The 23392-nt window shown below is 64.7% G+C and carries 23 protein-coding genes; 14 read left to right on the plus strand and 9 right to left on the minus strand.

Annotation, left to right across the window (positions count from 1 at the left end):
• Position 1: 1 nt before the first annotated feature.
• A complete protein-coding gene (locus tag AC1DSF_RS23845; protein WP_478127960.1) occupies positions 2 to 973 on the minus strand; it encodes a Bug family tripartite tricarboxylate transporter substrate binding protein in 972 nt (323 codons plus the stop codon).
• 121 nt (positions 974 to 1094) lie between these two features.
• Here AC1DSF_RS23845 and AC1DSF_RS23850 point away from each other — a divergent pair, with 121 nt between their 5' ends.
• Positions 1095 to 2024: a LysR family transcriptional regulator gene (locus tag AC1DSF_RS23850; RefSeq protein ID WP_478127959.1), complete on the plus strand. Its 930-nt coding sequence runs from the start codon at positions 1095 to 1097 to the stop codon at positions 2022 to 2024.
• Positions 2025 to 2062: 38 nt separating this feature from the next.
• Here the strand turns inward: AC1DSF_RS23850 and dctA are convergent, their stop codons facing one another.
• From dctA to AC1DSF_RS23890, 8 genes are all read right to left on the minus strand, one after another.
• A complete protein-coding gene (gene dctA / locus AC1DSF_RS23855) occupies positions 2063 to 3397 on the minus strand; it encodes a C4-dicarboxylate transporter DctA (RefSeq protein WP_478127958.1) in 1335 nt (444 codons plus the stop codon).
• Between the two features lie 79 nt (positions 3398 to 3476).
• On the minus strand, positions 3477 to 4823 hold the full coding sequence (locus tag AC1DSF_RS23860) for a class-II fumarase/aspartase family protein (RefSeq protein ID WP_478127957.1): 1347 nt from the start codon (positions 4821 to 4823) through the stop codon (positions 3477 to 3479).
• A gap of 42 nt (positions 4824 to 4865) precedes the next feature.
• Positions 4866 to 5696, minus strand: coding sequence for an HpcH/HpaI aldolase/citrate lyase family protein (locus AC1DSF_RS23865; protein WP_478183532.1), 831 nt, complete (start codon positions 5694 to 5696; stop codon positions 4866 to 4868).
• 10 nt (positions 5697 to 5706) lie between these two features.
• A complete protein-coding gene (locus AC1DSF_RS23870; RefSeq protein WP_478183533.1) occupies positions 5707 to 6897 on the minus strand; it encodes a CaiB/BaiF CoA transferase family protein in 1191 nt (396 codons plus the stop codon).
• A 33-nt stretch (positions 6898 to 6930) separates the two neighbouring features.
• The gene (locus AC1DSF_RS23875; protein ID WP_478183534.1) at positions 6931 to 7791 is read right to left on the minus strand and encodes an HTD2 family dehydratase; all 861 of its coding nucleotides are present in this window, start codon (positions 7789 to 7791) and stop codon (positions 6931 to 6933) included.
• 104 nt (positions 7792 to 7895) lie between these two features.
• The gene (locus AC1DSF_RS23880; RefSeq protein ID WP_478183535.1) at positions 7896 to 8591 is read right to left on the minus strand and encodes a hypothetical protein; all 696 of its coding nucleotides are present in this window, start codon (positions 8589 to 8591) and stop codon (positions 7896 to 7898) included.
• Between the two features lie 14 nt (positions 8592 to 8605).
• On the minus strand, positions 8606 to 9628 hold the full coding sequence (locus tag AC1DSF_RS23885) for a Gfo/Idh/MocA family protein (RefSeq protein WP_478183536.1): 1023 nt from the start codon (positions 9626 to 9628) through the stop codon (positions 8606 to 8608).
• Between the two features lie 22 nt (positions 9629 to 9650).
• Entirely contained in the window at positions 9651 to 10334 is a 684-nt protein-coding gene (locus tag AC1DSF_RS23890) for a GntR family transcriptional regulator (protein ID WP_478127951.1), read from the minus strand.
• A 204-nt stretch (positions 10335 to 10538) separates the two neighbouring features.
• On the opposite strand from AC1DSF_RS23890, the gene dctP reads away from it, so the two are divergent.
• The 13 genes from dctP (at position 10539) to AC1DSF_RS23955 (ending at position 23389) form a co-directional block, all read left to right on the plus strand.
• On the plus strand, positions 10539 to 11525 hold the full coding sequence (gene dctP / locus AC1DSF_RS23895) for a TRAP transporter substrate-binding protein DctP (RefSeq protein ID WP_478183537.1): 987 nt from the start codon (positions 10539 to 10541) through the stop codon (positions 11523 to 11525).
• 45 nt (positions 11526 to 11570) lie between these two features.
• Positions 11571 to 12083: a TRAP transporter small permease gene (locus AC1DSF_RS23900; protein ID WP_478144992.1), complete on the plus strand. Its 513-nt coding sequence runs from the start codon at positions 11571 to 11573 to the stop codon at positions 12081 to 12083.
• Complete coding sequence (locus AC1DSF_RS23905; RefSeq protein ID WP_478127948.1) at positions 12080 to 13378, plus strand: TRAP transporter large permease; 1299 nt, start codon at positions 12080 to 12082, stop codon at positions 13376 to 13378. Before AC1DSF_RS23900 ends, AC1DSF_RS23905 begins: the two co-directional genes overlap by 4 nt.
• 36 nt (positions 13379 to 13414) lie before the next feature.
• Positions 13415 to 13858 (plus strand): type II 3-dehydroquinate dehydratase, encoded by a 444-nt coding sequence (gene aroQ / locus AC1DSF_RS23910; RefSeq protein ID WP_478183538.1) that lies wholly within the window; start codon positions 13415 to 13417, stop codon positions 13856 to 13858.
• A 97-nt stretch (positions 13859 to 13955) separates the two neighbouring features.
• Positions 13956 to 14606 (plus strand): TetR/AcrR family transcriptional regulator, encoded by a 651-nt coding sequence (locus AC1DSF_RS23915; protein ID WP_478144994.1) that lies wholly within the window; start codon positions 13956 to 13958, stop codon positions 14604 to 14606.
• A 128-nt stretch (positions 14607 to 14734) separates the two neighbouring features.
• Positions 14735 to 15814, plus strand: a complete 1080-nt coding sequence (locus AC1DSF_RS23920) for an NAD-dependent epimerase/dehydratase family protein (protein WP_478127945.1) — start codon at positions 14735 to 14737, stop codon at positions 15812 to 15814.
• On the plus strand, positions 15801 to 16670 hold the full coding sequence (locus tag AC1DSF_RS23925) for a GNAT family N-acetyltransferase (RefSeq protein ID WP_478183539.1): 870 nt from the start codon (positions 15801 to 15803) through the stop codon (positions 16668 to 16670). The genes AC1DSF_RS23920 and AC1DSF_RS23925 overlap by 14 nt, the downstream gene beginning before the upstream one ends.
• A 4-nt stretch (positions 16671 to 16674) precedes the next feature.
• The gene (locus AC1DSF_RS23930) at positions 16675 to 17733 is read left to right on the plus strand and encodes a dihydrodipicolinate synthase family protein (protein ID WP_478183540.1); all 1059 of its coding nucleotides are present in this window, start codon (positions 16675 to 16677) and stop codon (positions 17731 to 17733) included.
• Between the two features lie 22 nt (positions 17734 to 17755).
• Complete coding sequence (locus AC1DSF_RS23935) at positions 17756 to 18526, plus strand: ABC transporter permease (RefSeq protein WP_478127942.1); 771 nt, start codon at positions 17756 to 17758, stop codon at positions 18524 to 18526.
• 51 nt (positions 18527 to 18577) lie between these two features.
• Positions 18578 to 19615, plus strand: a complete 1038-nt coding sequence (locus AC1DSF_RS23940; protein WP_478183541.1) for an ABC transporter substrate-binding protein — start codon at positions 18578 to 18580, stop codon at positions 19613 to 19615.
• 5 nt (positions 19616 to 19620) lie between these two features.
• Entirely contained in the window at positions 19621 to 20490 is an 870-nt protein-coding gene (locus AC1DSF_RS23945) for an ABC transporter ATP-binding protein (protein ID WP_478127940.1), read from the plus strand.
• A 59-nt stretch (positions 20491 to 20549) separates the two neighbouring features.
• The gene (locus AC1DSF_RS23950; protein WP_478183542.1) at positions 20550 to 21971 is read left to right on the plus strand and encodes an enolase C-terminal domain-like protein; all 1422 of its coding nucleotides are present in this window, start codon (positions 20550 to 20552) and stop codon (positions 21969 to 21971) included.
• Positions 21935 to 23389: an amidase gene (locus tag AC1DSF_RS23955; RefSeq protein ID WP_478183543.1), complete on the plus strand. Its 1455-nt coding sequence runs from the start codon at positions 21935 to 21937 to the stop codon at positions 23387 to 23389. Before AC1DSF_RS23950 ends, AC1DSF_RS23955 begins: the two co-directional genes overlap by 37 nt.
• Positions 23390 to 23392 lie beyond the last annotated feature (3 nt).

The following is a 23392-nucleotide window of genomic DNA, read 5'->3' on the forward strand; positions in this document are numbered from 1 at the left end:
CTCAATCTGCGGTGATCTTGGCGGCCTGAACCACCTTCTTCCACTTGATCTGCTCCTGCGCGACGTAGGTGCGCATCTGGTCGGTCGTCATGGTCGAGACTTCGGCACCGTGGTCCTCCAGGCGCTTGACCACGCTCTTGTCGGCAAGTGCTTCATTGAGCACCTTGTTGAGCTGCTCGATCACCGCCTTCGGCGTCTTGGCCGGCGCGAAGATGCCGTACCACTGAGAGACGTCGACGTCCGCGATGCCCTGCTCCTGCAGGGTTGGCAGGTCGGGCATGAGCGCCGAGCGCCTGGGCCCTGCCACGCCCACAGCCCTCAACTTGCCGGCCTTGACATAGGGCATCGCCGTAAAGAGGCTTGGAAACATGATTTGCGTCTGGCCACCCATGGTGTCGGTAATCGCCGGCGCGGATCCCTTGTAGGGCACGTGCAGCATGCTGGTGCCGGTCGAAAGCTTGAACATCTCGGCCGCAAAGTGCGGCGCGGTGCCATTGCCCGCGGATGCGTAGCTGGTCTTGTCCGGCGCAGCCTTCAGCATCGCCACGACTTCCTTCGCATTGCCTGCCTTGACAGTTGGATTGAGCACCATCACCGTGGCCGACGACCCGACCATGCCGACGGGTTCGAAGTCCTTGGAAGGGTCGTAGCGCAGCTTTTGCAGCGCCGGGTTCATTGCATGCGTGGCGATATAGCCCAGCATGAGTGTGTAGCCGTCAGGCGCCGCACGCATCACATATTCACTGGCGATCGCACCGTTGGCGCCAGCTTTGTTGTCGACGATGACGGGCTGCTTGAGGATCGCGGACATGGCTTGCCCGATGACGCGTGCCATGGCGTCGTTGGCGCCCCCTGGCGCAGTCGGGACGATGAGCGTGAGCGACTTTTCAGGAAAGGCCGCTGCCGCGCTGCCACAAGCCAAGGATGCCGCCAACGCAACCGCGGCAATCCCGCGAATCTTCTGGGTGTTCAATTTGTCTGCTCCGGTGGACCTGGATCGAATGGTCCGCTCTTCGCAGGCTTCTGTGAATTGCATGTTGATGATCGATTGATGCAAACTGTGGATCAGTGATGTTGCTCAGGAGCTTTCCGTCATGCCCATCAACTTCAATCTCAACGACCTGCAAGCATTCCGGGCCGTGGCCGAGCTCAACAGCTTTCGCAAGGCTGCCGAGGCGCTGCATGTATCGCAGCCGGCCTTCAGTCGACGCATCGAAAAGCTCGAGGAGGCGCTGGGCGTGCGACTGCTCGATCGCACCACCCGGCGCGTGAGCCTGACCTCAGTGGGGCGCGACTTCGATCGAAAAGTCCAGCAACTCCTGGACGACCTTGACCACACGCTCCTGGGCATCCGCGGCGTGGCGGCCACCCGAATGGGCGAGGTGACGATCGCCTGCGTGCCTTCGACCGTCTATTACTTCCTGTCGCAGGTGATTTCGCGCTACCACGAGCGATACCCCAAGATCCGGGTGAGGGTCTTCGATGCGAGCGCCAACGAAGTGCTCTCGGCCGTTTCGCGGGGCGAGGCCGACTTCGGGCTGAACTTCGTCGGCGGCGAGGAGCCGGACATCGAGTTCAAGCCCTTGCTGGAAGAGCGTTTCGTAGCCGCTTGCAGGCGCGACCATCCGCTTGCCGGAAAGCGCCGTGTGAGCTGGACCGAACTGGCGCAATACGACTACATCTCGGTGAGCAAGGCGTCGGGCAACCGGCTGCTGCTGGATCAGGCCCTTTCCGGGCTGCCTGGCCGTCCGCAGAGCATCTACGAGACTCAGCACGTCACGACGATGCTCGGCCTTGTGGAAGCGGGACTCGGCGTGGCTGCGGTGCCCTCGATCGCGATGCCGGACGCGGACCACCCGTTGCTGGTGAGCATTCCGCTTCATGACCCGGTGATCACCCGCAAGATCGGCCTCATCCGGCGCAAAGGCCGGACTTTGTCGCCGGCAGCGCAGCAACTCTATGCCTTCTTCTCCGGGATGAAAGCAAAGCGCGGCAAGCCGGAAGGCCGCCGCGCGGTGAGTTGACGATCAGGAACGGGCCGTGCCCAGGGCTCGGACGGATGTCAGTGCGCAGCGCCGGTGTTCCCGAGCGGCACTGGCAAGTCCACGGAGCCCCCTTCGAGTTCGTGCTCGGTATCGCCGTAGTTGGCGGCCAATTCGCGCCTTAGCACCTCCCTGTCGCAGGCGTTCTCCCAGATCGAAACCACGACGCAGCACACGGCGTTGCTGATGGTGCTGGTGAGTGCGCGCGCCTCGGACATGAAGCGATCGATGCCCACGATCAGCGCCACCCCGGCAACCGGCAGTTCGGGCATGACGGTGAGCGTGGCCACCAGCGCGACGAAGCCGCTGCCGGTCACGCCTGCCGCGCCCTTGGAGGTCAGCAGCATGATCCCCAGCATCGATGCGATCTGGCCCCATGACAGATGGATATCGCAGGCTTGGGCGATGAACATCGACGCCAGCGTGAGATAGATGGCCGTTCCGTCGAGATTGAACGAATAGCCTGTCGGCAGCACCAGCCCGACCACGCCCTTCTTGCAACCCAGCCGTTCAAGCTTGAGCAGGAGACGGGGGAGCACCGGTTCACTCGAGGAGGTGCCGAGCACGACCAGCAGTTCTTCCTTGATGTAGCGCATCAGCTGCCACAGTCTGAAACCGTGCAGACGCGACAGTACCCCCAGCACCACAACGACGAAGAAGATGCAGGCCACATAGAAAGTGCCGATCAGCAACCCGAGCGAACCGATCGACTTGATGCCGTAGCGGCCGACGGTGAAGGCCATCGCCCCAAAAGCGCCGAACGGTGCCAGTCGCATGATGATGCCGAACGCCGCGAAAAGCATGTGCGAGAAGCCGTCGATGCCTTCGAGCACCGGCTTGGCTGCCGTTCCGATGCGGGTCAGGCCGAAGCCGCACAACACGGCCAGCAACAGCACCGGCAATACCTCGCCGTCGGCGAACGCACCGAAGAAGGCATTGGGGATGATGTGAAGCACGAAGTCGGTAAAGCCATGGATGTGAATTTCATTCGCGAACCGTGTCGCCACCGAGGCATCCAGGTTCTTTGGATCGATGTGCATGCCGGCGCCTGGTTGCATGACCAAGACGGTGACGAGACCGGTGATCAACGCGAGGATCGTCAGGGCATAGAACAGACCCATGGCCTTCAGAAGCGTCTTGCCGATTTCCTTTGAATCACCCAGCGAGGTGATGCCGGTGACGATCGTGCAGAACACCACCGGCGCAATCATCATCTTCACCAGCTTGACGAAACCGTCGCCGATCGGCTTGAGGCTGGCGCCGAAATCCGGCCAATAGTGGCCTACGGTGATGCCGAGGATCAGGCCGATCAGGACCTGCACATAGAGAAGCTTCAAGAGTTTTCGGGTGTTCACGACGTTGTCTCCGGTTTGAAAGGCGCACGAATGCATACCGGTCTGCGCCGGCTGGATTGAAGCGGCGGACTGAACGGTCTCAGCGCCGCGCGCTGAGCACGCGATCGACCATGACACCGGCTTGGCCGAGGTTGTTGGCCGGGTCACACATTGCATTGAGTTGGGCACGCGAGACGTGCTTGCGGATCTCCGGGTGGTCGACCAGGATCTCGATCAGCGGACGGTTGTCGGCGAGTGCCTGGCGGCACAAGTCGTACACCAGATCGTGGGCATATTCACGGCCGATGTACGGGCCAAGCCCCATCATCACGGCTTCTGACATCACGAGACCGTTTGTCATGTCGATATTGGCGCGCATGCGAGTCGTGTCGACCTCAAGCCCCTTCAGGACGAACTTGGTCTGTTTCAATGCCCCTGAAATCAGGCAGAAGATCTCGGGAAGCGACACCCACTCGATTTCCCATGGCCCGGTCGAGCGTTCGTGGTCCGCCACCATTGCATCCATCAGCGCCGCCGCATGCTGGCGCGCAACAGAAATGTTGGCGTGAATATAGAGGCAGGAGATGGGGTTGCGCTTCTGCGGCATGGTCGACGACGAGCCGCGGCCCGGCGCGAACGGCTCGAAGACTTCGGCCACTTCGGTCTGCATCATCAGCTTGACGTCCATGGCGATCTTGCCAAGCGAGCCGCCGACCAGGCCGAGGAAGGCCCCCACTTCCGCGATGGTGTCGCGCACCGTGTGCCACGAGATCAAGGGCTGCGCCAGGCCCAACTCCTTCATCAGCGCAGTCTGGGTTTCCATGGCGCCCTTCTCCAGCGAGGACAAGGTTCCCGATGCACCCCCGAATTCGCCCATCAGGACGCGAGGCTTGAGTTGCCGTAGGCGTTCACGATGACGATCGACACCGGCCAGGATGCTGGCCATCTTGTAGCCGAAGGTGATCGGCGTCGCCTGCTGGAGATTGGAGCGGCCGATGACAGGCGTGTCGCGGTACCTCTTCGCCAGCGCGGCAAGTGCTTCCCCGATCTCATCAAGATCTGCTTCGACGAGTGCGAGCCCTTCGCGCATCTGCAGCACGGCGGCCGTGTCGGTGATGTCCTGTGTGGTGGCGCCCCAATGGCAATACTCGCCGAGCTTGTCCCGGCAGTTCGCATTGATCTGGTTGACCACGGCAATGATGGGATAGCCGATCTGCTCGGTCTTGGCCTTCAGCTTGGGCCAGTCGATCTGCGACAGGTTGCAATTGCGGACGATCTCGTCGGCTGCTTCCTTGGGAATGATGCCGAGCTCGCCCTGGACCTTCGCGAGAGCCCGCTCGATGTCGAGGTACTTCGCGGTGCGGTTCTCGTCGGACCACACGTCGCGCATGCGTGCGTCGCTGAACATGTCGCCAAAGATGCGCGAATCGATGATGGTGGAGGCCATGCTGTTGTCTCTTTCTGATGTGGATGTTGTTGATCAGGTCTGTCAGTCGCGGGCCAGCGCGAGCGTGCGTTGCGCTTGAAGGACGACGGGCCGGTCGACCATGCGTCCGTCAAGCCGCGCAACGCCGGGAGATGCGGCATCGGCGACCAGCACCCGCCGGGCCCAGTCCAGCGCCTCCGCGCTCGGACGCAGCCCCGCGTGGACCGGCAGAACCTGGCGTGGGTGAATGCACAGCTTGGCACCGAAGCCAAACCGTCGCGCCTCGGCAAGGTCGGACAGCAGCCGCCGCTCGTCGTCGAGCTGGGGGGTGACGCCTGCTACCGGCGCAGGCAGGCCAGCCAAGCGCGACGCCACCGCAATGCGGCTCGCCGCATAGGAAAGCCCTGCGCTATCCGTCGAGATGTCAATGTCAAGGTCCAAGGCGAAATCAAGCGTGCCGAACACGAGGCGCCGCGTACCGGCGGCCGCGATGCGGTTCACTTCGGAGACGCCGCGCGCGCTTTCGATGAGGGCGAGGACAGCGGAACCGGGCAGCGCAGCCTGGATTTCACCAATCTGCGCAGCGGTCTCGGCCTTGGGAAGGAGCACGCTGGTTCCAGGGATGACGCGCAGAGCCTCGAGGTCGGCAGCGAACCAGCGAGAGCCAGCGTCGTTGATGCGCACCACGATGCGCGAGCGCTCTGCCGGCTTTGCTGCTTGCAGCCACGCCGCGATGACGCCGCGCGCCTGGGCCTTCTCGTCAAAGGCCACAGCGTCCTCGAGGTCGAACACGATCGTGTCGGCGCCGCTGGCCAGCGCTTTGTCGAAACGTTCCGGCCTGGTCCCAGGCACGAAGAGATAGGTGCGAGCGGCAGGTTGCAATTCGGCGGACATCACAGCGACCTCAGACGGCTTTGGATGTGTGCAGCCCGACGATCTCGGACGCGCTGTAGCCGAGCTCGGCCAGGATTGCGTCCGTGTGCTCGCCGAGTGCAGGCACCGGGTCCATGCGGGGCCCTGTGTCCCAGGTGCCGGGTGGCAGCATGGCCGGTACCGGTCCCATTGCAGTGCCCACCTGGGTCCAGCGCCCCCGTGCCTCGAGCTGCGGATGGGCCCAGACTTCCTTCATGGTGTTGACCTGCGCATTGGCAATCTGTGCAAGTTCGAGCCGCTCGACCACCTGCCTGCCGCTCAGCGGCTCGAAAGCGTCCACGATGATCTGGCGCAGTGCCACGCGCTCTGCCACTCGCTTGAAATTCGCCGTGAAGCGCGGGTCACTTGCGAGTCCGGGTTGCTCCAGCACCTTGTCGCAGAAGCTGACCCATTCACGCTCGTTCTGCAGGCCCAGCATCACGGTGGTGCCGTCACCGGCCGGGAACGGGCCGTACGGATAGATCGTCGCGTGGCTCGCGCCGGTGCGCGGCGGCGGCTCCGCACCGTCGAAGGCGTAGTAAAGCGGATAGCTGGTCCACTCCGCCAGCGACTCCAGCATCGAGATGTCAATGCGCTGGCCCTTGCCAGTCTGGCCGCGCTGCAACAACGCCGCGAGGATGCTGCTGTAGGCATACATGCCCGCAGCGATGTCTGCGATCGAGGGGCCGGCTTTGCAAGGCTCCTCAGGCGTACCGGTGACGGAGACGAAACCGGCCTCGCTCTGGATCAACAGGTCATAGGCTTTCTTGTCGCGGTACGGGCCTGGGTTTTGCGGGTCGTCGCCGTAGCCGGAGATGTCGCACACGATCAATCTTGGCTTGGCGCTGGAGAGCTTGCGGTAGCCAAGTCCGAGGCGTGCTGCAGCACCTGGCGCCAGGTTCTGCACAACCACATCGGCCTTTTCCATGATCAGCCGTTCGAGCACCTCTCCCGCATCAGGGTGCTTCACGTCCAGCGTGAGGCTTTCCTTGGAGCGATTGGTCCAGACAAAATGGGACGCCAGGCCGCGAACGCGTTCGTCGTAGCCGCGGGCGAAGTCGCCGGATCCGGGGCGTTCGATCTTGATAACGCGGGCGCCAAGGTCCGCCAGTTGGCGCGTAGCGAAGGGAGCGGCAATCGCATGCTCCAGTGTGACAACGGTGATGCCTTTGAGTGGCTGCATGAGTCTGTCTCTCTTGACGACGTGGCGGGAGGGTTAGCGCAGCACTGCGGTGGCGTTCATCGTCAGCCAGCCTTCGTGGTCCGAGGCCCATAGACGAATCGTTTTGCCGTCGGCCTGGGGCTGGCCGCTGACTTGAAAAGCGTTCAGGTCGAAAGTCGGACGCACGGCCTTGAAGCGAAAGCTCTCCACGTCGGCATCCGGTAGCTCGCGGCGGAGAAGGTCCATCAGCAGGGTCGCGATCAGCGGACCGTGCACGATCAGGCCCGGATAGCCCTCGACCTGCGTCACATACTGCCGGTCGTAGTGAATTCGGTGGCCATTGAAGGTCAGCGCCGAGTAGCGGAACAGCAGCACATCGTCCGGCACGATCTCGCGGCGCCAGGCGGCATCGGCCGGTGCCGCCTGGGGTGGTGGCACGACATCGTTCGGAGCCTGTGCTTCGCGATAGACGATGTCGTGGAATTCCACGAGCGCCGGCTCGAGCGCCTCGTTGCAACGTACCTCGTGACGCACTTTCACGAACACGAGCTTGCCGGTGCGGCCTTCCTTCGTTGTGACGTCATCGATCGTCGAGGTGCGCACCACGCGGTCGCCCACTCGAATCGGGGAGCGGAACTCGAACTGACCGCCAGCCCACATGCGCCGAGGCAGAGGAACGGGCGGAAGGAACCCGCCGCGCCTGGCATGGCCATCGGCGCCGATATCGCTCTGGCGATGCATCGGCAGGAAATAGAGCCAATGCCAAAGTGGCGGAAGCGGAGTACCCGCAATGACTGGCGTCGAGAGATGGTCGAGAGTCGCTGTCAAGGCAATGACAGGCGTGGGGTAGATGCTGTCTTCGAACGTCTCTTTGCGTCCGATCCACGATCGCAGCTGGTCTCGCTGTGCGTCCACTGTTGTCTCCTTGTTGACTGCGCCAAACGGCAGCAGTTCTGGGGAGCAAGTGTGCGGCGCAGGTCAGATCAGCGGAATTGCATTGTTTGGACCTATTGATGCAATCAGCGCAATAAACCGGCGACGTCCTCGACCGTTGCCGAATGCGAGAGCGTGTAGAGACCGCTCAGTGCGCCTTCGGCCGCACCAGACGCCCGCAAGGCCGCTACACCGACATCGGCATGGACCAGCGACTCCACGACCAGCGCGTCGTAGCCAACGGCCACGAACACCCAGTCAGCCACGCGATCGGCGGAGTTGCGAATGCGCTGCTCGGTGGTTTCGGCAACGGGCGGCGTCTGATGCCGCAATAGATGGGCGCCCACGATTCCCGGCTTCTGGACCAGAACGGCAGAGAGTGTCCTAAAGAATGTGCGCAGGTCGTCAGCGCGGCCCTCCAGTGGCGAGACACGCAATGTCAACGCGTGCCGTGCGGCGCTGGCGCCCGATGACTCGAGCACGTGGCACTGGCTGCGCACCATGTTCCTGTGGTGCGGCATCATCCGCGAGGACCACGGCGATGGCGTGTTCAGATGACTGACGTAGGCGGTCGATGAAAGGACCGCGTACGACGTGAGCTCATACATGACGAAGATGCCTTCGCCCCCGTCGGCACTCGTCCAACGCGATGCCCGCCGGAAGCCGGGCACGCCGAGCCGCTCGGGAAAATGTTCGTGGGAGTGCCAGTCTTCGAACTCGGACTTGATCTCGGGCGCCATGTCCCACCACATGGCCAGCGCTGCATTGCCCAGAAGCGACATGTGTTCTGCTCCGCTTATTGGCCGACTTCAACCGGCACGCCATCGCGACTGCTGGCCGCAATTGCGTCGAGCGTCATCGCGATGTCGATCGATTCGGCGGGCGTGGCGCCGGTCCACTGGCTCCAGCCGAAGCGCACGAGATCGTGAAACGACTCCGCTTCTGCCAGGAAGCCGGGGAGTGCCTGGGTTTCGATCACTTCGTGCGCCGCATCCCATCCGCTGCCTCGGCGCAAATTCACGAGCGGTGGAAACGTGGGCCCGGTATCGTTGAAGTAGGTGGTGCTGATCGAACCCGCGTCCCCGGCAATGAACGCATGCCGATGCCGGGCAGTGGTGAAGCTGCACGAGATCTGCGCGAGAAGACCGTCCGAATACTCGAGCGTTGCCATTGTGCTCACGTCTACACCGGTAGTGCCCCAGCGCGACAGCGCGGACACGCGCGAGGGCGCGGCACCTGCCACGGTGCGCACGAAGCTCACCGGATAAGAACCAGCGTCCATCAGCGCGCCACCCGCAAGATTCGGGTCCATGCGGATGTTGGCAGCGTCCGTCAAAGGAAATCCGAACGACGCCTCGATGAGCTGGATGCGGCCGATGGCGCCCGCCGCCACAAGTTCGCGAACCTTGAGCGTTTGCGGCTGAGCCCGATACGGATAGGCCTCCACAAGGTACACGCCGTTCTTCTCGGCGGCCGCGAACATGGCCCGGGCCTGCGCCGCATTGGCAGCGAGCGGCTTCTCGCACAGGACGTGTTTGCCCGCATCGGCGGCCCGGATCGACCACTCCGCGTGCAGGTTGTTGGGAAGCGGCACGTACACCGCGTCGATGTCTGCATCGGCAAATAGCGCGTCATAGCTGGCATGGACGCGGCCGATGCCGGACTCGCGCGCGAAGGCAGTAGCGCGCTCCACGTCGCGGCTCGCAACGGCGGCGACCACGACCTTTGCCGAGGGCCGCACGGCTTCGACAAACAAACGTGCGATGCGTGCGGCGCCCAGAATGCCCATGCGCAGCGGGCCACCGGAAGAAGATGTCATGCGGTCCTCACAAGTATCTGTTTCAGGCGGCGTCCAGCACCGATGCCATTTGCGTGACGCAATCCTCGACATGAGTGATCAGCGCCTGTTGCGCGCGCTGCCAGTCCCTGGCGAGCGCGCTTTCGAGCAGGATCTGGTGCTCGTCGGCCGCCTCTTCCCCGCGGAAGACGGCGGCAATCATCTGATAGCGCAGATACTTGTCGCAGATCGACGCATAGGTCTGCAGCAGCAAGGCGGAGCCACATGCGGAGATGAGCGAGCCGTGAAACGCCCAGTCGTACTGGCGCCAGGTTTCCGGAGGAGAAGGCTCGTTGGCTGCCATTCTCTTTTCCATGGTTGCGAGCTTGTGATAGGCCGCGACCACGCGGCCTTCCCACTCCAGGTCGCCGCGCTGAAACGATTCCTTGATTCCGTGGCTCTCCAGAAGCAGCCGCATCGATGCCACATCGCGAAGGTCGGCTGAGGAGACCGCACTGACCTGGAAACCGCGCGCCCCTTCGGCCACGAGCAAGCCTTCGGTGGCAAGGCGGTTGAAGAGCTCGCGCAGCGTGCCGACGCTGGCGCCGTAAGCCTCTTTCATTCGCTCGAGCGGCAAACGGCGCCCCGGCGTCAACCGGCCCAGCACGATGTCCGAGCGGATGCGGCGATAGGCAATCCCGCTGGCGGTGGCACTGTCTGGGGAATCGAGGGAGAGGTCGGTCAACACGGGTCGCTCCTGGAAGGATCGAAGTTCAGCACAGGTTTCAGTTGCAGCTGCGCCGTTGGGATCAGAGAATACCCTGATCCTCAGACGCATTGCTAATCCTCCAACGATTTCATAATATATCAATGCCGCTCCGCCGCGAACGCATCGCAGTCGAGAACGGCAACGGCTCAATGGTCGCCCTCGGGGCACATAAACGGAGACTTCATGAGTTCGACCTTTTCGCGTCGTGCGACGCTCGCAGCCGGCGCCTCGGCGTTGGCGCTGGGCGCCCTGCCCTCGGCATTCGCCCAAAACCGCACCAAGCTGCGCTTCAGTTCCGCCTTCACCGAGCAGGATCTGCGCACGGAGGCCTACAAAAATCTGGCCGCCGCCATCAAAGACGGCTACGACTTCGAGCCCTACTGGGGCAACACGCTGTTCAAGCAGGGAGCGGAACTGGTCGCGCTGCAGCGCGGCAATCTCGAGATGTGCAATCTCGCGCCGGCCGACATCAGCAAGCAGATCCCGGCGTGGTCACTCATGACGTCGGCGTACCTGTTTCGCGACGTCGATCATTTGAAGAAGACGTTCAAGAGCGATGTGGGTCGCGAGTTCATCAAGATGGCGCGCGACCAGCTTGGCATCCAGGTCATCACGCCGGTGTACTTCGGTTCGCGCAACGTGAACCTCAAGCCGACCAAGGAAATCAAGACGCCTGCCGATCTCGCAGGGATCAAGCTGCGCATGCCTCCGGGCGAGTACTGGCAGTTTCTGGGCGAGTCGATCGGCGTCAATCCCACGCCGGTGGCCTACGCCGAGGTTTATACGGCGCTGCAGTCGGGCGCGATCGACGGCCAGGACAACCCGCTGGTGGCGAGCCGCCTCATGAAGTTCGACGAAGTCACCACGCAATTCGTGCTCACCGGACACGTGCTGGGCTATGACGTGATGGTGATCACGACCAAGCTGTGGGACGCGATGACGCCGGCGCAGCAGGCGAAATTCCAGGCGGCCGCGGAAAAGGCGATCGACGACTACACGGCCAAGTTCGTGGCCCAGGAAAAGGAAGTACAGGACTACTTCAAGAAGGAAGGCAAGAAGGTCTACACCCCGGACCTAGCCGCCTTCCGTACCTTCGCGCAAAAGAAATACGTCGACAAGTACGGCAGCGAGTGGCCCAAGGGCGCGCTCGAGCGCATCAACGCCCTTTGACGTCCGCATCGCCGCACTGCGCGGCGTGCGGCATCAACTCAAACAATGCTTACTCGACTTCGCACGACGGGTTCGTGGCTGCGCAGGCGCGCCAACGATGTTGCCGTGGCGCTGATGGCGCTCATGTTCGTGTCTTTTCTGCTCCAGATCGGATTTCGCTATGTCCTCAACCAGCCGTTGGGATGGACCGACGAGGTGACCGTTCTCTGCTGGTTGTGGGCCGTGCTCTGGTGCGCGGCTTTCGTTCTCTCTGACCAGGACGAGATCCGCTTCGACATCGTCTATGGGGTGGTCTCTCCGGGTACCCAGCGGGCCTTTACGGCGGTGTCCAGCATCGCCATCGCCGTGCTCTTCGTCATATCGCTGCCTGCCACCTGGAACTACGTGACCTTCATGAGGCGCGAGCACACCGCCTACCTGCACATGCGATTCGACATCCTCTACGCCGTCTACGTGATCTTCTCGCTGGCCATCATCTTCAAGCACATCCGGCTTGCCTGGCGGGCCATCAAGGGCGCGCCACCTGAAGCCGGCAGCATGTCGGACAGCGCGGCATGAGCATGCCCAGCCACTTCACCCTGTGCATCATCGTCCTCGTCATGCTGGCCATCCTCGGCCTGCCGATCGGGCTTTCGATGATCGGCGCCTCGATCTTCTACCTCGTCCTTGCGGGGCTCGATCTCGGCACCGCTGCCGAGCAGATCCTCAACGGGCTCTTCAACAGCTATGTGCTGCTGGCGGTTCCCTTGTTCATTCTCGCGGCCGAGCTCATGAACAGCGGCAGCCTGACGGACAGGCTGCTCAAGTTCTGCCTCCTGCTCGTGGGACGATTTCGAGGTGGCCTCGGCCACGTCAACGTGGTGGCCAACATCATCTTCGCCGGGATGTCCGGCTCGGCCATTGCCGACGCCGTGGGCATCGGCAAGGTCATCATCGGCATGATGACGCGCAATGGCTATCCGGTCGCCTATGCGGGTGCCATTACCGCGTCGGCGGCCGTCATCGGTCCGATCATTCCGCCTTCGATTCCGATGGTGATCTATGCGCTGGTGTCGGACACATCCATCGGCTATCTCTTCCTGGGCGGGGTCGTCCCGGGGCTTCTGCTGGGCCTGGTCTTCATGATCACCAACGCCTTCATTGCCAGGCGCCGCAACTACCCTGTCGAGCCGCCTGTGCCGATGCGCGAGATTCCGCGCATCACCCTTGACGCGTTGCCTGCATTGATGTTGCCCGTGGTGCTGCTGTTCGGCATCTACGGCGGCGTCATGACGCCGACCGAAGGCGCCGCGGCCGCGGCTGCCTACGCACTACTCGCATCCGCGATCATCTATCGCTCGATGACATGGCGGCAGCTGTACAACGTGTTGCTCGGGAGCGCCCGGTCGACTACCTCGGTCGGCATGCTGATTGCCGGGGCCTTGGTCTTCAACTACGTGGTCACGATCGAGCAAGTTCCACTGTCGGTGCAGCAGTTCATCAGCGCCTTCCACCTGACGCCGCTCGTCTATCTGCTGCTGGTGAATGCGATCCTGTTGGCGCTGGGCTGCCTGCTCGAGGGTTCCACCATCCTGCTCATCATCGTGCCGATATTGATTCCGGCGGCGAAGGCACTCGGTATCGATCCTGTGCACTTCGGCGTGGTCGTGGTGGTCAACATCATGCTCGGCCTGCTGACCCCGCCGTTCGGCTTGCTGTTATTTGTCGTGGCCAACATGACCAAGCAGCCGCTGATGGTCGTGGTGCGTGAGGCTGCGCCCTTCATCGGCATGGCCATCGTCGTGCTGGCGATCCTCACGCTCGTCCCCGAAACGGTACTGTGGCTCCCGCGCCTGATGGGCTACAAGGGGTAGGCCTGTCTCCCTGTCTGCGTCGAAAGCGTACTCACCATGACGAAACCGCTCTTCATCCTGAATGGTCCGAATCTCAACCGTCTCGGCAAGCGCGAGCCCGCGATCTATGGCAAGACCACGCTCGCGGAGATCGAAGCCATGTGCCGCGACGAAGCCGGGGCGGTCCCGGTGGTGTTCCAGCAGTCCAACAGCGAGACGCAGTTGATCGACTGGATTCACGAAGCCATCGACACGGCCAGCGGAATCATCATCAACCCGGCGGCCTATTCGTTCACTTCGATGGCCATCATGGACGCGCTCAAGATGTTTCCGGGTCCAATCATCGAGGTCCATCTGTCCAACATCCATCGCCGCGAAGAGATGTACCACCACTCCTACATGTCCGCAGTGGCAACGGCCGTGATCGCCGGCCTCGGCCCCGGTGGATATCGCGCTGCCATCAAGGCGATATTGGAGATGCTCGACGGAGCGACGACCTGATCGACAGGTCAGCCGGTTTTTGGACCGGCGGCGCAATGGCGCTCCTTGTTGGCCGGCGCGCGGATAATCCGCGCACTTCGATCCGACCTGACAGCCGATGCCCCCTCGCCGCGCCGCTCCCACCTCCGACCAGGCCGAATCCGATTCGAGCGCGGCACGCACGGCCATCCTCGTCGCGGCACGCAGCGAGTTCGCCGCCAAGGGGCTCGCAGGGGCCCGTGTCAATGAGATCGCGGCGCGCGCGGGCGTCAACAAGCAGCTCATCTACTACTACTTCGGAAGCAAGGAAGACCTCTATCGAACGGCACTGGAAGTGGTCTACACCGAGATCCGTTCGCTCGAACGCGAGCTGAATCTCGGCGATATGAAGCCGGCCGAGGCGATGGCGGCACTGATCGGCTTTTCGTTCGACTACCTGGCGCGGCATCCCGATTTCATCGGCCTGCTGAACCACGAGAACGCCCACGGCGCGCGGCACGTGCGCGACTCGCGCGCCATTCGCGAGACCAACTCGCCGCTGATCGCCTTGATCGCCCAGACGCTCAAGCGCGGTATCGCCGCCAAGGTGTTCCGGCGCGGCGTGGACCCGGTCGAGCTGTACATCTCCGTCGCGGGCATGTCGTACTTCTACTTCTCGAACCGGCTCACGCTGTCGTCCATCTTCGCGCGCGACCTCGGCGATGCAAAGGCCGTGGACGGATACCGGCGCCACGTGGTGTCCTTCGCCATGGCCGGACTGCGCGCCTAGCGAACGCATCCGGCGCGAGGCGATCGACTCGTCGACTCATCGTCTTCCCTGAGATTTCAACCAAACGGTTGACACGACCTCGCGCGCCTCCTAAGCTGCAACGCGTTTGAAGTCCGAGGTCGTATCCCATGCAGACATCGTCATTGCCAAGCCCGTCCGGCAGCACCGCTTCGCTGCTCGATCCCACCGCCCTGCCAGAGCGTTTCGAATCTGTCGACGCGCTCGACGAGTTCCTGGCGCGACCGAGCCAGGCGCTGGTCGACGACCTTGCGCAGGTCGAGGGCGACCTGATGATCCTCGGCGTGGCCGGCAAGATGGGCCCCACGCTCGCGCGCCTCGCGAAGAATGCCGCGCCGCACAAGCGCGTGATCGGCGTCGCGCGCTTCAGCGACCCGGCCGTGCGCGGTCGCCTCGAAGGCTGGGGCATCGAGACGATCGCCTGCGACCTGCTCGACCGTTCGGCCATCGAAGCCTTGCCGCGCGTGTCGAACATCGTCTTCGCTGCCGGTCACAAGTTCGGGTCCAAGGACAACCAGTCACTCACCTGGGCCATGAACACGCACGTGCCGGCCCTGGTGGCCGACACCTTCCGCGAAGCCCGCATCGTGAGCTTCTCTACCGGCAACATCTATCCGCTGACACCGCTGGGACAGCAGGGTGCGAGCGAGCGCACTGCGCCCGCACCACTGGGCGACTACGCCCAGTCCTGCGTGGGCCGCGAGCGCATGTTCGAGTACTTCAGCACCCGGCACGGCACGCCGGGGCGCATCTTCAGGCTCAACTACGCGATCGACATGCGCTATGGCGTGCTGTTCGACATTGCATCGAAGGTGCATCGCCGCGTGCCGGTCGACGTCAGCATGGGCCATGTGAACGTCATCTGGCAGGGCGACGCCAATGCGCAGGTGCTGCGCCTGCTGCGCCACTGCACGGTGCCGCCCTCCCCCATCAACTGCACGGGCCCCGAGACGATTTCCGTGCGATGGCTCGCGAACGAGTTCGCGGCAAGGCTCGGCGTCGACGTGCACATCACCGGGCAGGAGGCTCCGACGGCGCTTCTTTCCGACACCACCGAAGCCAGTCGGCTGTTCGGCTATCCGCTCGTGCCGCTCGGCGCCATGCTCGATTGGGTGGCCGACTGGGTGCGCAACGAGCGCGAGAGCTTCAACAAGCCGACCAAGTTCGAGGTGCGGGATGGCACCTTCTGAGTCGCTGACGCAAGTCAGGCTCGACTCGGCCGACGTTCTGGCGGGCATGGCCCTGTCGGATGCGTCCGGCTGGAACCAGACGGCGGACGACTGGCAGCTGTTCGTTCAGCACGGCGAGGCACTCGGATGGCGCACGGCCGACAGCCAGCTCGTCGCGACGGCCGCCGCTCTGGGCTATGGGCGGCTGGGCTGGATCTCGATGGTGCTGGTCGCAAAGGAATGGCGACATGGCGGTCTCGCCACGCACCTGCTCGGGGCTTGCATCGACCACTTGCAGCGCGAAGGCATCACTCCGGTGCTCGACGCGACGCCAGCGGGCGAGCCGGTCTACCGGCGGCTCGGTTTCCAGTCGGGCTTCGACATTGCGCGATGGGAGGGCGAGGTCGTCGCCCTGCCCAGTGCGCGCCACGATGAGCGCGTTCGCCCGGCCGATGCCGGTGACGTCGACACCATCATCGCACTCGATACAGCCGCCTCGGGCTTGGAACGCCGTACGGTGCTTGGCAACTTCCTGCAACGCAACGGCACCCGCGCGTGGATGCTGCTCGATGACGCCCGCGGAGCAATTGGATTCGTGATCGCCCGCCGCGGCCGCAGCGCCTTCCAGATCGGCCCCGTGGTCGCGCAGACGATGGACCAGGCCGCGGCCTTGCTCGGCGCTGCCTTCGCACATTGCAATGGCCGCGTTTTCCTCGACCTCCCCTCACGCTGGACGATGTTGGCCGATGACCTGCGCGAACGCGGCCTGCGCGTCCAGCGCCCCTTCGTGCGCATGGCGCTTGCTGCAGCGCTGCCGGACGGCATCGCGTGTGTCGATGACCGATCGTTCGTGATCGCAGGCCCCGAGTTCGGATAAATCCATGAAGCCATTCACCCCCGACATCCGCCAGTTGCTCCAACGCGGACTGGCGATCCCGGCGCATCCGCTGGCACTCGACGCGCGGCGCGCGCTCGATGCGCGCCGCCAGCGTGCGCTGACGCGCTATTACCTCGACGCCGGTGTAGGCGGGCTCGCGGTCGGCGTGCATACGACGCAGTTCGCCATCCGTGAGGTTGGCCTCTACGAAGAGGTGCTTCGGCTCGCTGCCGAATCCGCGCGCGCCTGGATCGAACCCGGACGCGAACTCGCGATGGTGGCCGGCGTTTGCGGACGTACCGCCCAGGCATCGCGTGAAGCCCGGCTCGCGCGAGACCTTGGCTACCAGGCCGGCCTGCTGAGTCTCGCGGCGCTCAAGGGCGAAAGCGAAGACACGCTGATCGAACATTGCGAAGCCGTCGCCGAGCAGATCCCGCTGATCGGCTTCTATCTGCAGCCGGCTGTCGGCGGCATGGACCTGAGCGCCGCCTTCTGGGCGCGCTTCGCGGCGATCGAGAACGTGGTCGCCATCAAGGTCGCGCCCTTCAACCGCTACCGCACGCTCGACGTGGTCCGAGGCGTCGTCGATGCCCGCGCCGAGTCGCGCGTCACGCTCTACACGGGCAACGACGATCACATCGTGCTTGATCTCGTGACGCCTTTTACCGTGATGCGCGACGGGGCGCCGGTGACGGTGCGCTTCCGCGGCGGGCTGCTCGGACACTGGTCCGTGTGGACCTCCGGCGCCGTGAAGCTGCTGGCCGAATGCCAAGCGGCCGTCGACCAGGGACGTCCCGTCGATGCACGAATGCTCGCGCTCGACAGCCGCGTCACCGACTGCAACAGCGCCTTCTTCGATGTCGCGCACAACTTCCACGGGTGCATCGCGGGTTGCCACGAGGTGCTGCGCCGGCAAGGCCTGCTCGAGGGCATCTGGTGCCTCGATCCGAACGAGGGACTGAGCCCCGGGCAGCGGGAGGAGATTGACCGGGTGCTGGCGATGCACGCCGATCTGGCCGACGACGAGTTCATCGCGGCCCACCTGGACCGATGGCTGGCCTGAAAGATGCACGAGTCCCCCTGACATGAACCGATTCGGCAAGACCCTCCTGCACTACCTGCCCGCTTTCGGGCTGTTCGCGGCCTTCATCGTGCTCTGGCAATTGGCGGTGTCAGTGTTCGGCATTCGCGAATACCTGCTGCCGAGCCCGCTCGCGGTGCTCCAGGCGATGACCAGCGGCGACATCCCCTGGCTCAGCCACACGTGGATCACGGCGATCGAGATCCTCGGTGCCTTCCTGCTGGCGGGCCTCTCCGGCGTGCTGCTCGGAATGGCGATCGCATGGTCGGCCGGCATCTCGCGCGCGCTCACGCCCTTCCTGGTCTTCGTGAACACGCTGCCCAAGGTGGCCATCGCGCCCCTGTTCCTGATGTGGCTCGGCTACGGCATCTTGCCGAACATGCTCATCGGCGCGCTCATCGGCTTCTTTCCGGTGGTCATCAACACGGCCGTCGGCCTCACGCAGATCGACCAGGACCTCGTGGACCTGGGCCGCGTCTTCAGCGCGCCCAAGTGGAAGGTGTTCCTCAAGATCCGCATCCCCAATGCCTACCCCTACATCCTGAGCGCTCTCAAGGTGACCGCGACTTCGGCGGTCGTCGGCGCGATCGTGGGCGAGTTCGTCGCTTCGCAGCGCGGGCTGGGCTACGTGATCATCACCACGCAGAGCAGCATGAACACGCCGGCCGCGTTCGCCGCGCTGGTGTGGATCTCGATCCTCGGCCTGCTCCTCTACGGCCTCGTCGCAGTGCTGTCCCGCCTGCTCGCGCCCTGGGCCGAGGACAAGCCCGCCTGATCCATGCCTGCCCGTCTTTCATCATCGTCACGACATCGAAAGGAAGCCACCATGACCTCCCGGATCGCCGCTCCCCTCGCCGCCGCCTGCGCGGCGCTCGTCACCCTGCTGGCACCGCCCGCCTTTGCGCAGACGCAGCCGCAGACGCAGCCGCTCGAGAAGTTCACCTTCGCGCTCAACTGGTTCGCCGTGGGCGACCACGCGGCCTACTGGGTGGCGCTCGACAAGGGCTACTACGCGCAGCGTGGTCTCGACGTGAAGATCGAAGCGTCCAAGGGTTCGGGCGATTCGATCGCCAAGGTCGACACCGGCCGCGCCGATGCCGGCCTGGCCGACGCCGTGCCGATCATCTCGGCGGTGTCGCGAGGTGCCAAGGTGAAGATCGTCGGCATGGTGTTCGACAAGACGCCGATGACCTTCTTCAGCCGCATCGACACGCCGCTGCTCAAGCCCGCCGACCTGGAAGGCAAGACCCTCGGCGCTCCGGCCGGCGACAGCCAGCGCCTTGCCTTCCCGGCTTTCGCGCGGCTCAACAAGATCGATCCGAGCAAGGTCAGCTGGGTGAATATCGAGCCGACCGCCAAGCAGGCGGCGATCGCGGAAAAGCGCGTGGATGGCGTGGCCGACTACACCACCGGTCTGCCCTTCTACGACAAGGCGATGGGCGGGCCGGGCAAGGTCGCACGCCTGGCCTGGTCGGACTACGGCTTCGATCTCTACGCGATGGCGATCATGGCGGGCGAGAAGACGATGGCCGACAAGCCCAAGCAGCTCAAGGCCTTTCTCGAAGCGTCGTACATGGGCTGGCGCGACGTGATGGCGAACCCCAAGGAAGCGCTCGAGATCTACAAGAAGCGGGTGCCTGAAATCGACCCCGGCATCATCGAGGCGAACATGCTTCTCGGCTTCGAGCTGATGCGCACGCGAACCTATGCGGACTCGGGCATCGGCTTCATCGACGAGAAGAAGATGTGCGGCTCGACCGACATCGTCAACACCTACATGGGCCTGCCGAAGAAGGTCGACTGCAAGGCGGTCTACACCACCGATTACTTCACCAAGGTGGCCATGCCGCTGTCCGTGAAGTGAGGCACATGGCCGAAGCAGCCGAAGGCATGGCCGCCGCGAACCTCGCCCATGCGCCCGCAACCCGGCCCCTCATCGAGGTCGATCGTGCGGGCATGGTCTACCCCGCGGAGAGCGGCCCGGTGGAAGCCCTGCGCGACATCTCGCTCACCATCCACGAGGGTGAGTTCGTCGCACTCGTGGGGCCGAGCGGCTGCGGCAAATCGACGCTGATGCGGGCGATTGCGGGGCTGCGGCCTCTCACGAGCGGCGCGATCCGCGTCGACGGCACCGTCGTCGAGCGGCCGATCCCGAAGGTCGGCATGGTGTTTCAGGCTGCGCTGCTGCTCAAGTGGCGCTCGGTGCTCGACAACGTGCTGTTGCCCGCCGAACTCTCGGGGCTCGATACCGGCAAGTACCGCGACCGGGCGCATCAGCTGCTCAAGCTCGTGGGGCTGGGCGACTTCGCTGCCAAGCGGCCGGGCGAGCTTTCCGGGGGCATGCAGCAACGCGCCTCGCTATGCCGTGCGCTGATCCTCGATCCGCCGATCCTGCTGATGGACGAGCCCTTCGGCGCGCTGGATGCGATGACGCGCGACGACATGAACCTCGAACTCCTGCGCATCTGGGGCGAGGACCAAGCCGCGCACCACGGCAAGCGCAAGACGATCGTGTTCGTGACGCATTCGATTCCCGAAGCGGTGTTCCTCGCGGATCGCGTCGTCGTCATGTCGCCGCGTCCCGGGCGCGTCGCCAACGTGCATGCCGTACCGATCGCGCGTCCCCGCACCGCCGAGTCGCGTGCTTCCAGCGAGATGGGACGGCTCTCGTTCGAGATCTACACGGAGCTGTCGGGCAGCGCCGGACGCGGCGATACGCGCGCCGGCCCGCACTGGTAGCGCGCGCGGTGAACGCCATGCACCCTGCCGCGCCCCGGCTCCGCGTTGTGGCGGTCGACATGTTCGAATCGCCATACCGGCTGCGCATGCCGTTCCGCTTCGGCGTCATCACCGTGACCGAAGGCCGGCAGGCCATCGTGCGTGTGCGCGTGCGCCACGCCGATGGCCGCGAGGGCGTGGGCTACGCCGCCGAGGCCCTGTCTGCGAAGTGGTTCGACAAGGACCCGCGCCTGTCGGACAGCGACAACCAGCACCAGTTGCGCCGGGCACTCGAACTCGCGCGCGACGCGTACCTTGCGGCCGGGCCTTCGACGGCGTTCGGTCTGTTCGCGCATCACTACCGTCCGCTACTCGACGCTGGCGCTTCGCAAGCACTGCCGGCTCTGGTCACCAGCTACGGCCCCGCGCTGCTCGACCGAGCGGTGCTCGATGCGCTCTGCCGCATCGAAGGCCTGAGTTTCTGGCGCGCAATGCAGGTCAACCTGCCGGGCATGGAAACGCAAGCGGTCGCGCCCGATCTTGGCGACTTCGCGCTGCCGTCGTTCCTTCGCGAACTGCAGCCGGCGACTTCGCTGCATGTGCGACACACGGTGGGCCTGCTCGATCCGATCGTCGCGGCCGACCAGCTCCCCGGCAGCCGCGTCGACGATGGCTTGCCCGAGACGCTGCAAGAAGTGGTCGCGCGGCATCGCCATCGCTATTTCAAGCTCAAGGTGTCCGGCCAGCTCGACGCCGACCTCGATCGGCTTCGACGCATCGCATCGGTGCTCGACACGGTGCCCGGCGAACTGCAGGTCACGCTCGACGGCAATGAGCAGTACCCCGATGCCGAGGCAGCCTCCGAGCTATGGCGGGCCATGGCGAGCGAGCCGGCGCTCGAACGACTGTGCGCCGCGACGCTCTTCATCGAGCAGCCCGTCGCACGGCAGGCCGCGCTGTCGGCGCCAGTGGCCCCGCTGGCGCGCTACAAGCCAGTCCTCATTGACGAATCGGACGGCGACCTCGATGCCTTTCCGCGGGCGCGCGAGCTCGGCTATCAGGGCGTATCGACCAAGGCCTGCAAGGGCTTCTACAAGTCGGTGCTCAACCTCGCTCGCTGCCGCGCCTGGAACGCAGCCAACGGCGAACGCTACTTCATGTCGGCTGAAGACCTGACCACGCAGCCCGGCGTGTCGCTCCAGCAGGACCTGGCGCTCGTGAGCCTGCTCGGAATCGCGCATGTGGAGCGCAACGCGCATCACTTTCTCGATGGCTTTGCGGGGCGCCCGCACGCCGAGGCGGCGGCATTCCTACGGGTACACCCCGACCTCTATCACACCGAGAACGGCCGCGTGCGTCTGCGCATTCATGAGGGCCAGGTGTCGATCGGGTCGCTCGCATGCACCGGATTCGCAACGGCCGCCGACATGGACCTTTCCGCCACCGAAACGATGCCGAGCGCGCAATGGCCGCCGCCAGCCGCGAACCTGCCCCCGCCATGATCGACTACGAATCCCACGACGGACTCTCGCTCGCCGCGCTCGTGCGGCGGGGCGACATCAGCGCCCAGGACCTGCTCGATGCGGCACTCGCGCGCATCGACGCGCGCAATCCGGCGCTCAACGCCATCGTCACGCCGCTGTACGACGCGGCGCGCACTGCCATCGCGGCGGGATTGCCGGACGGCCCCTTCCGCGGCGTGCCGATGCTCGTCAAGGAACTCGTTGCCTCGGTCGCGGGCACGGCGACCAGCGCGAGCTCGCGGCTCTATGCGCAGAACATCGCGGCTGCCGACAGCGAGATCGTGGCGCGCATGCGACGCGCGGGAATGGTCATCCTCGGCAAGACCAATTCGCCTGAGTTCGGCCTTTCGCCGATGACGGAATCGCAACTCTATGGTGTGACGCGCAACCCCTGGCGGCTGGACCTGTCGCCCGGCGGCTCCAGTGGCGGTTCGGCCGCGGCGGTGGCAGCCGGCATGGTGCCGATCGCGCACGCGACCGATGGCGGTGGTTCGATCCGCATTCCGGCGTCGTGCTGCGGGCTGTTCGGCCTGAAGCCCACGCGCGCGCGCATCACGGCCGGACCGGAGGGCGGCGAAGGGCTCAACGGGTTGGCCCATCAGCACGTGGCGAGCCGCAGCGTGCGCGACAGCGCCGCCATGCTCGATGCGCTCGCCGGGCCAATGGCGGGCGACCCGTACGCGGCGGCGCCGCCGCCTCGCCGTTTTCTCGACAGCGCCAGCCAACCCCCGGGCAGGCTGCGCATCGCGTTCGCAGTACGGGCTCCCACGGGAGTGCCCGTCGACGCCGAATGCGTAGCAGCGGTGCAGGACGCGGCGAAGCTGTGCGAATCGCTCGGCCATCACGTCGAGGAAGCCTCGCCCGACTACGACGCCGAGGCCGTCGAGAACGGCTTCCGAATGGTGTTCGCCGTCAACACGATGGCCAACATCGCCCGAGCCACCGGCGGCTCGATGCCGTCGCCAGGATCTGTCGAGCCCCTCACCGCGGCACTCGCCGAAGAAGGTCGACGCTTCAGCGCGAGCGACTACGTGCTCAACCTGCAGATGCTGCATCGGCAGTCGCGGCGCATCGCCGGCTTTCACGATCGCTTCGATGTCTGGCTCACACCCACACTGGCGCAAACGCCGCGGCCGATCGGCTGGTTCGATACCGCATCCGGCGACGTGGCCGCGTGGATGGCAAGGATGGTCGCCTACCTTCCCTTCACCTATCCGTTCAACGTGACGGGGCAGCCCGCGGCTTCAGTCCCGCTGTACTGGACGCACGACCAGATACCGATTGGATGCCAGATCGCGGGGCGCTATGGCGACGAGGGTCTGCTGTTCAGCCTGGCCGCGCAACTCGAAGAGGCGCGGCCCTGGGCGCATCGGCGACCGGCAATGGCACACGTGTGAGTG

It is taken from the genome of Variovorax sp. 01N429 (assembly GCF_056399425.1).

Coding starts and splice junctions, on each gene's coding strand:
- AC1DSF_RS23850 (WP_478127959.1), top strand. CDS start 1,095: ATGCCCATCAACTTCAATCTCAACGACCTGCAAGCATTCCGGGCCGTG.
- AC1DSF_RS23920 (WP_478127945.1), top strand. CDS start 14,735: ATGCAGACATCGTCATTGCCAAGCCCGTCCGGCAGCACCGCTTCGCTG.
- AC1DSF_RS23940 (WP_478183541.1), top strand. CDS start 18,578: ATGACCTCCCGGATCGCCGCTCCCCTCGCCGCCGCCTGCGCGGCGCTC.
- AC1DSF_RS23880 (WP_478183535.1), bottom strand. CDS start 8,591: ATGTCGCTTCTGGGCAATGCAGCGCTGGCCATGTGGTGGGACATGGCG.
- AC1DSF_RS23900 (WP_478144992.1), top strand. CDS start 11,571: ATGCTTACTCGACTTCGCACGACGGGTTCGTGGCTGCGCAGGCGCGCC.
- AC1DSF_RS23930 (WP_478183540.1), top strand. CDS start 16,675: ATGAAGCCATTCACCCCCGACATCCGCCAGTTGCTCCAACGCGGACTG.
- aroQ (WP_478183538.1), top strand. CDS start 13,415: ATGACGAAACCGCTCTTCATCCTGAATGGTCCGAATCTCAACCGTCTC.
- AC1DSF_RS23865 (WP_478183532.1), bottom strand. CDS start 5,696: ATGTCCGCCGAATTGCAACCTGCCGCTCGCACCTATCTCTTCGTGCCT.
- AC1DSF_RS23925 (WP_478183539.1), top strand. CDS start 15,801: ATGGCACCTTCTGAGTCGCTGACGCAAGTCAGGCTCGACTCGGCCGAC.
- dctP (WP_478183537.1), top strand. CDS start 10,539: ATGAGTTCGACCTTTTCGCGTCGTGCGACGCTCGCAGCCGGCGCCTCG.
- AC1DSF_RS23870 (WP_478183533.1), bottom strand. CDS start 6,897: ATGCAGCCACTCAAAGGCATCACCGTTGTCACACTGGAGCATGCGATT.
- AC1DSF_RS23945 (WP_478127940.1), top strand. CDS start 19,621: ATGGCCGAAGCAGCCGAAGGCATGGCCGCCGCGAACCTCGCCCATGCG.
- AC1DSF_RS23905 (WP_478127948.1), top strand. CDS start 12,080: ATGAGCATGCCCAGCCACTTCACCCTGTGCATCATCGTCCTCGTCATG.
- AC1DSF_RS23935 (WP_478127942.1), top strand. CDS start 17,756: ATGAACCGATTCGGCAAGACCCTCCTGCACTACCTGCCCGCTTTCGGG.
- AC1DSF_RS23885 (WP_478183536.1), bottom strand. CDS start 9,628: ATGACATCTTCTTCCGGTGGCCCGCTGCGCATGGGCATTCTGGGCGCC.
- AC1DSF_RS23860 (WP_478127957.1), bottom strand. CDS start 4,823: ATGGCCTCCACCATCATCGATTCGCGCATCTTTGGCGACATGTTCAGC.
- AC1DSF_RS23955 (WP_478183543.1), top strand. CDS start 21,935: ATGGCCGCCGCCAGCCGCGAACCTGCCCCCGCCATGATCGACTACGAA.
- AC1DSF_RS23950 (WP_478183542.1), top strand. CDS start 20,550: ATGTTCGAATCGCCATACCGGCTGCGCATGCCGTTCCGCTTCGGCGTC.
- AC1DSF_RS23915 (WP_478144994.1), top strand. CDS start 13,956: ATGCCCCCTCGCCGCGCCGCTCCCACCTCCGACCAGGCCGAATCCGAT.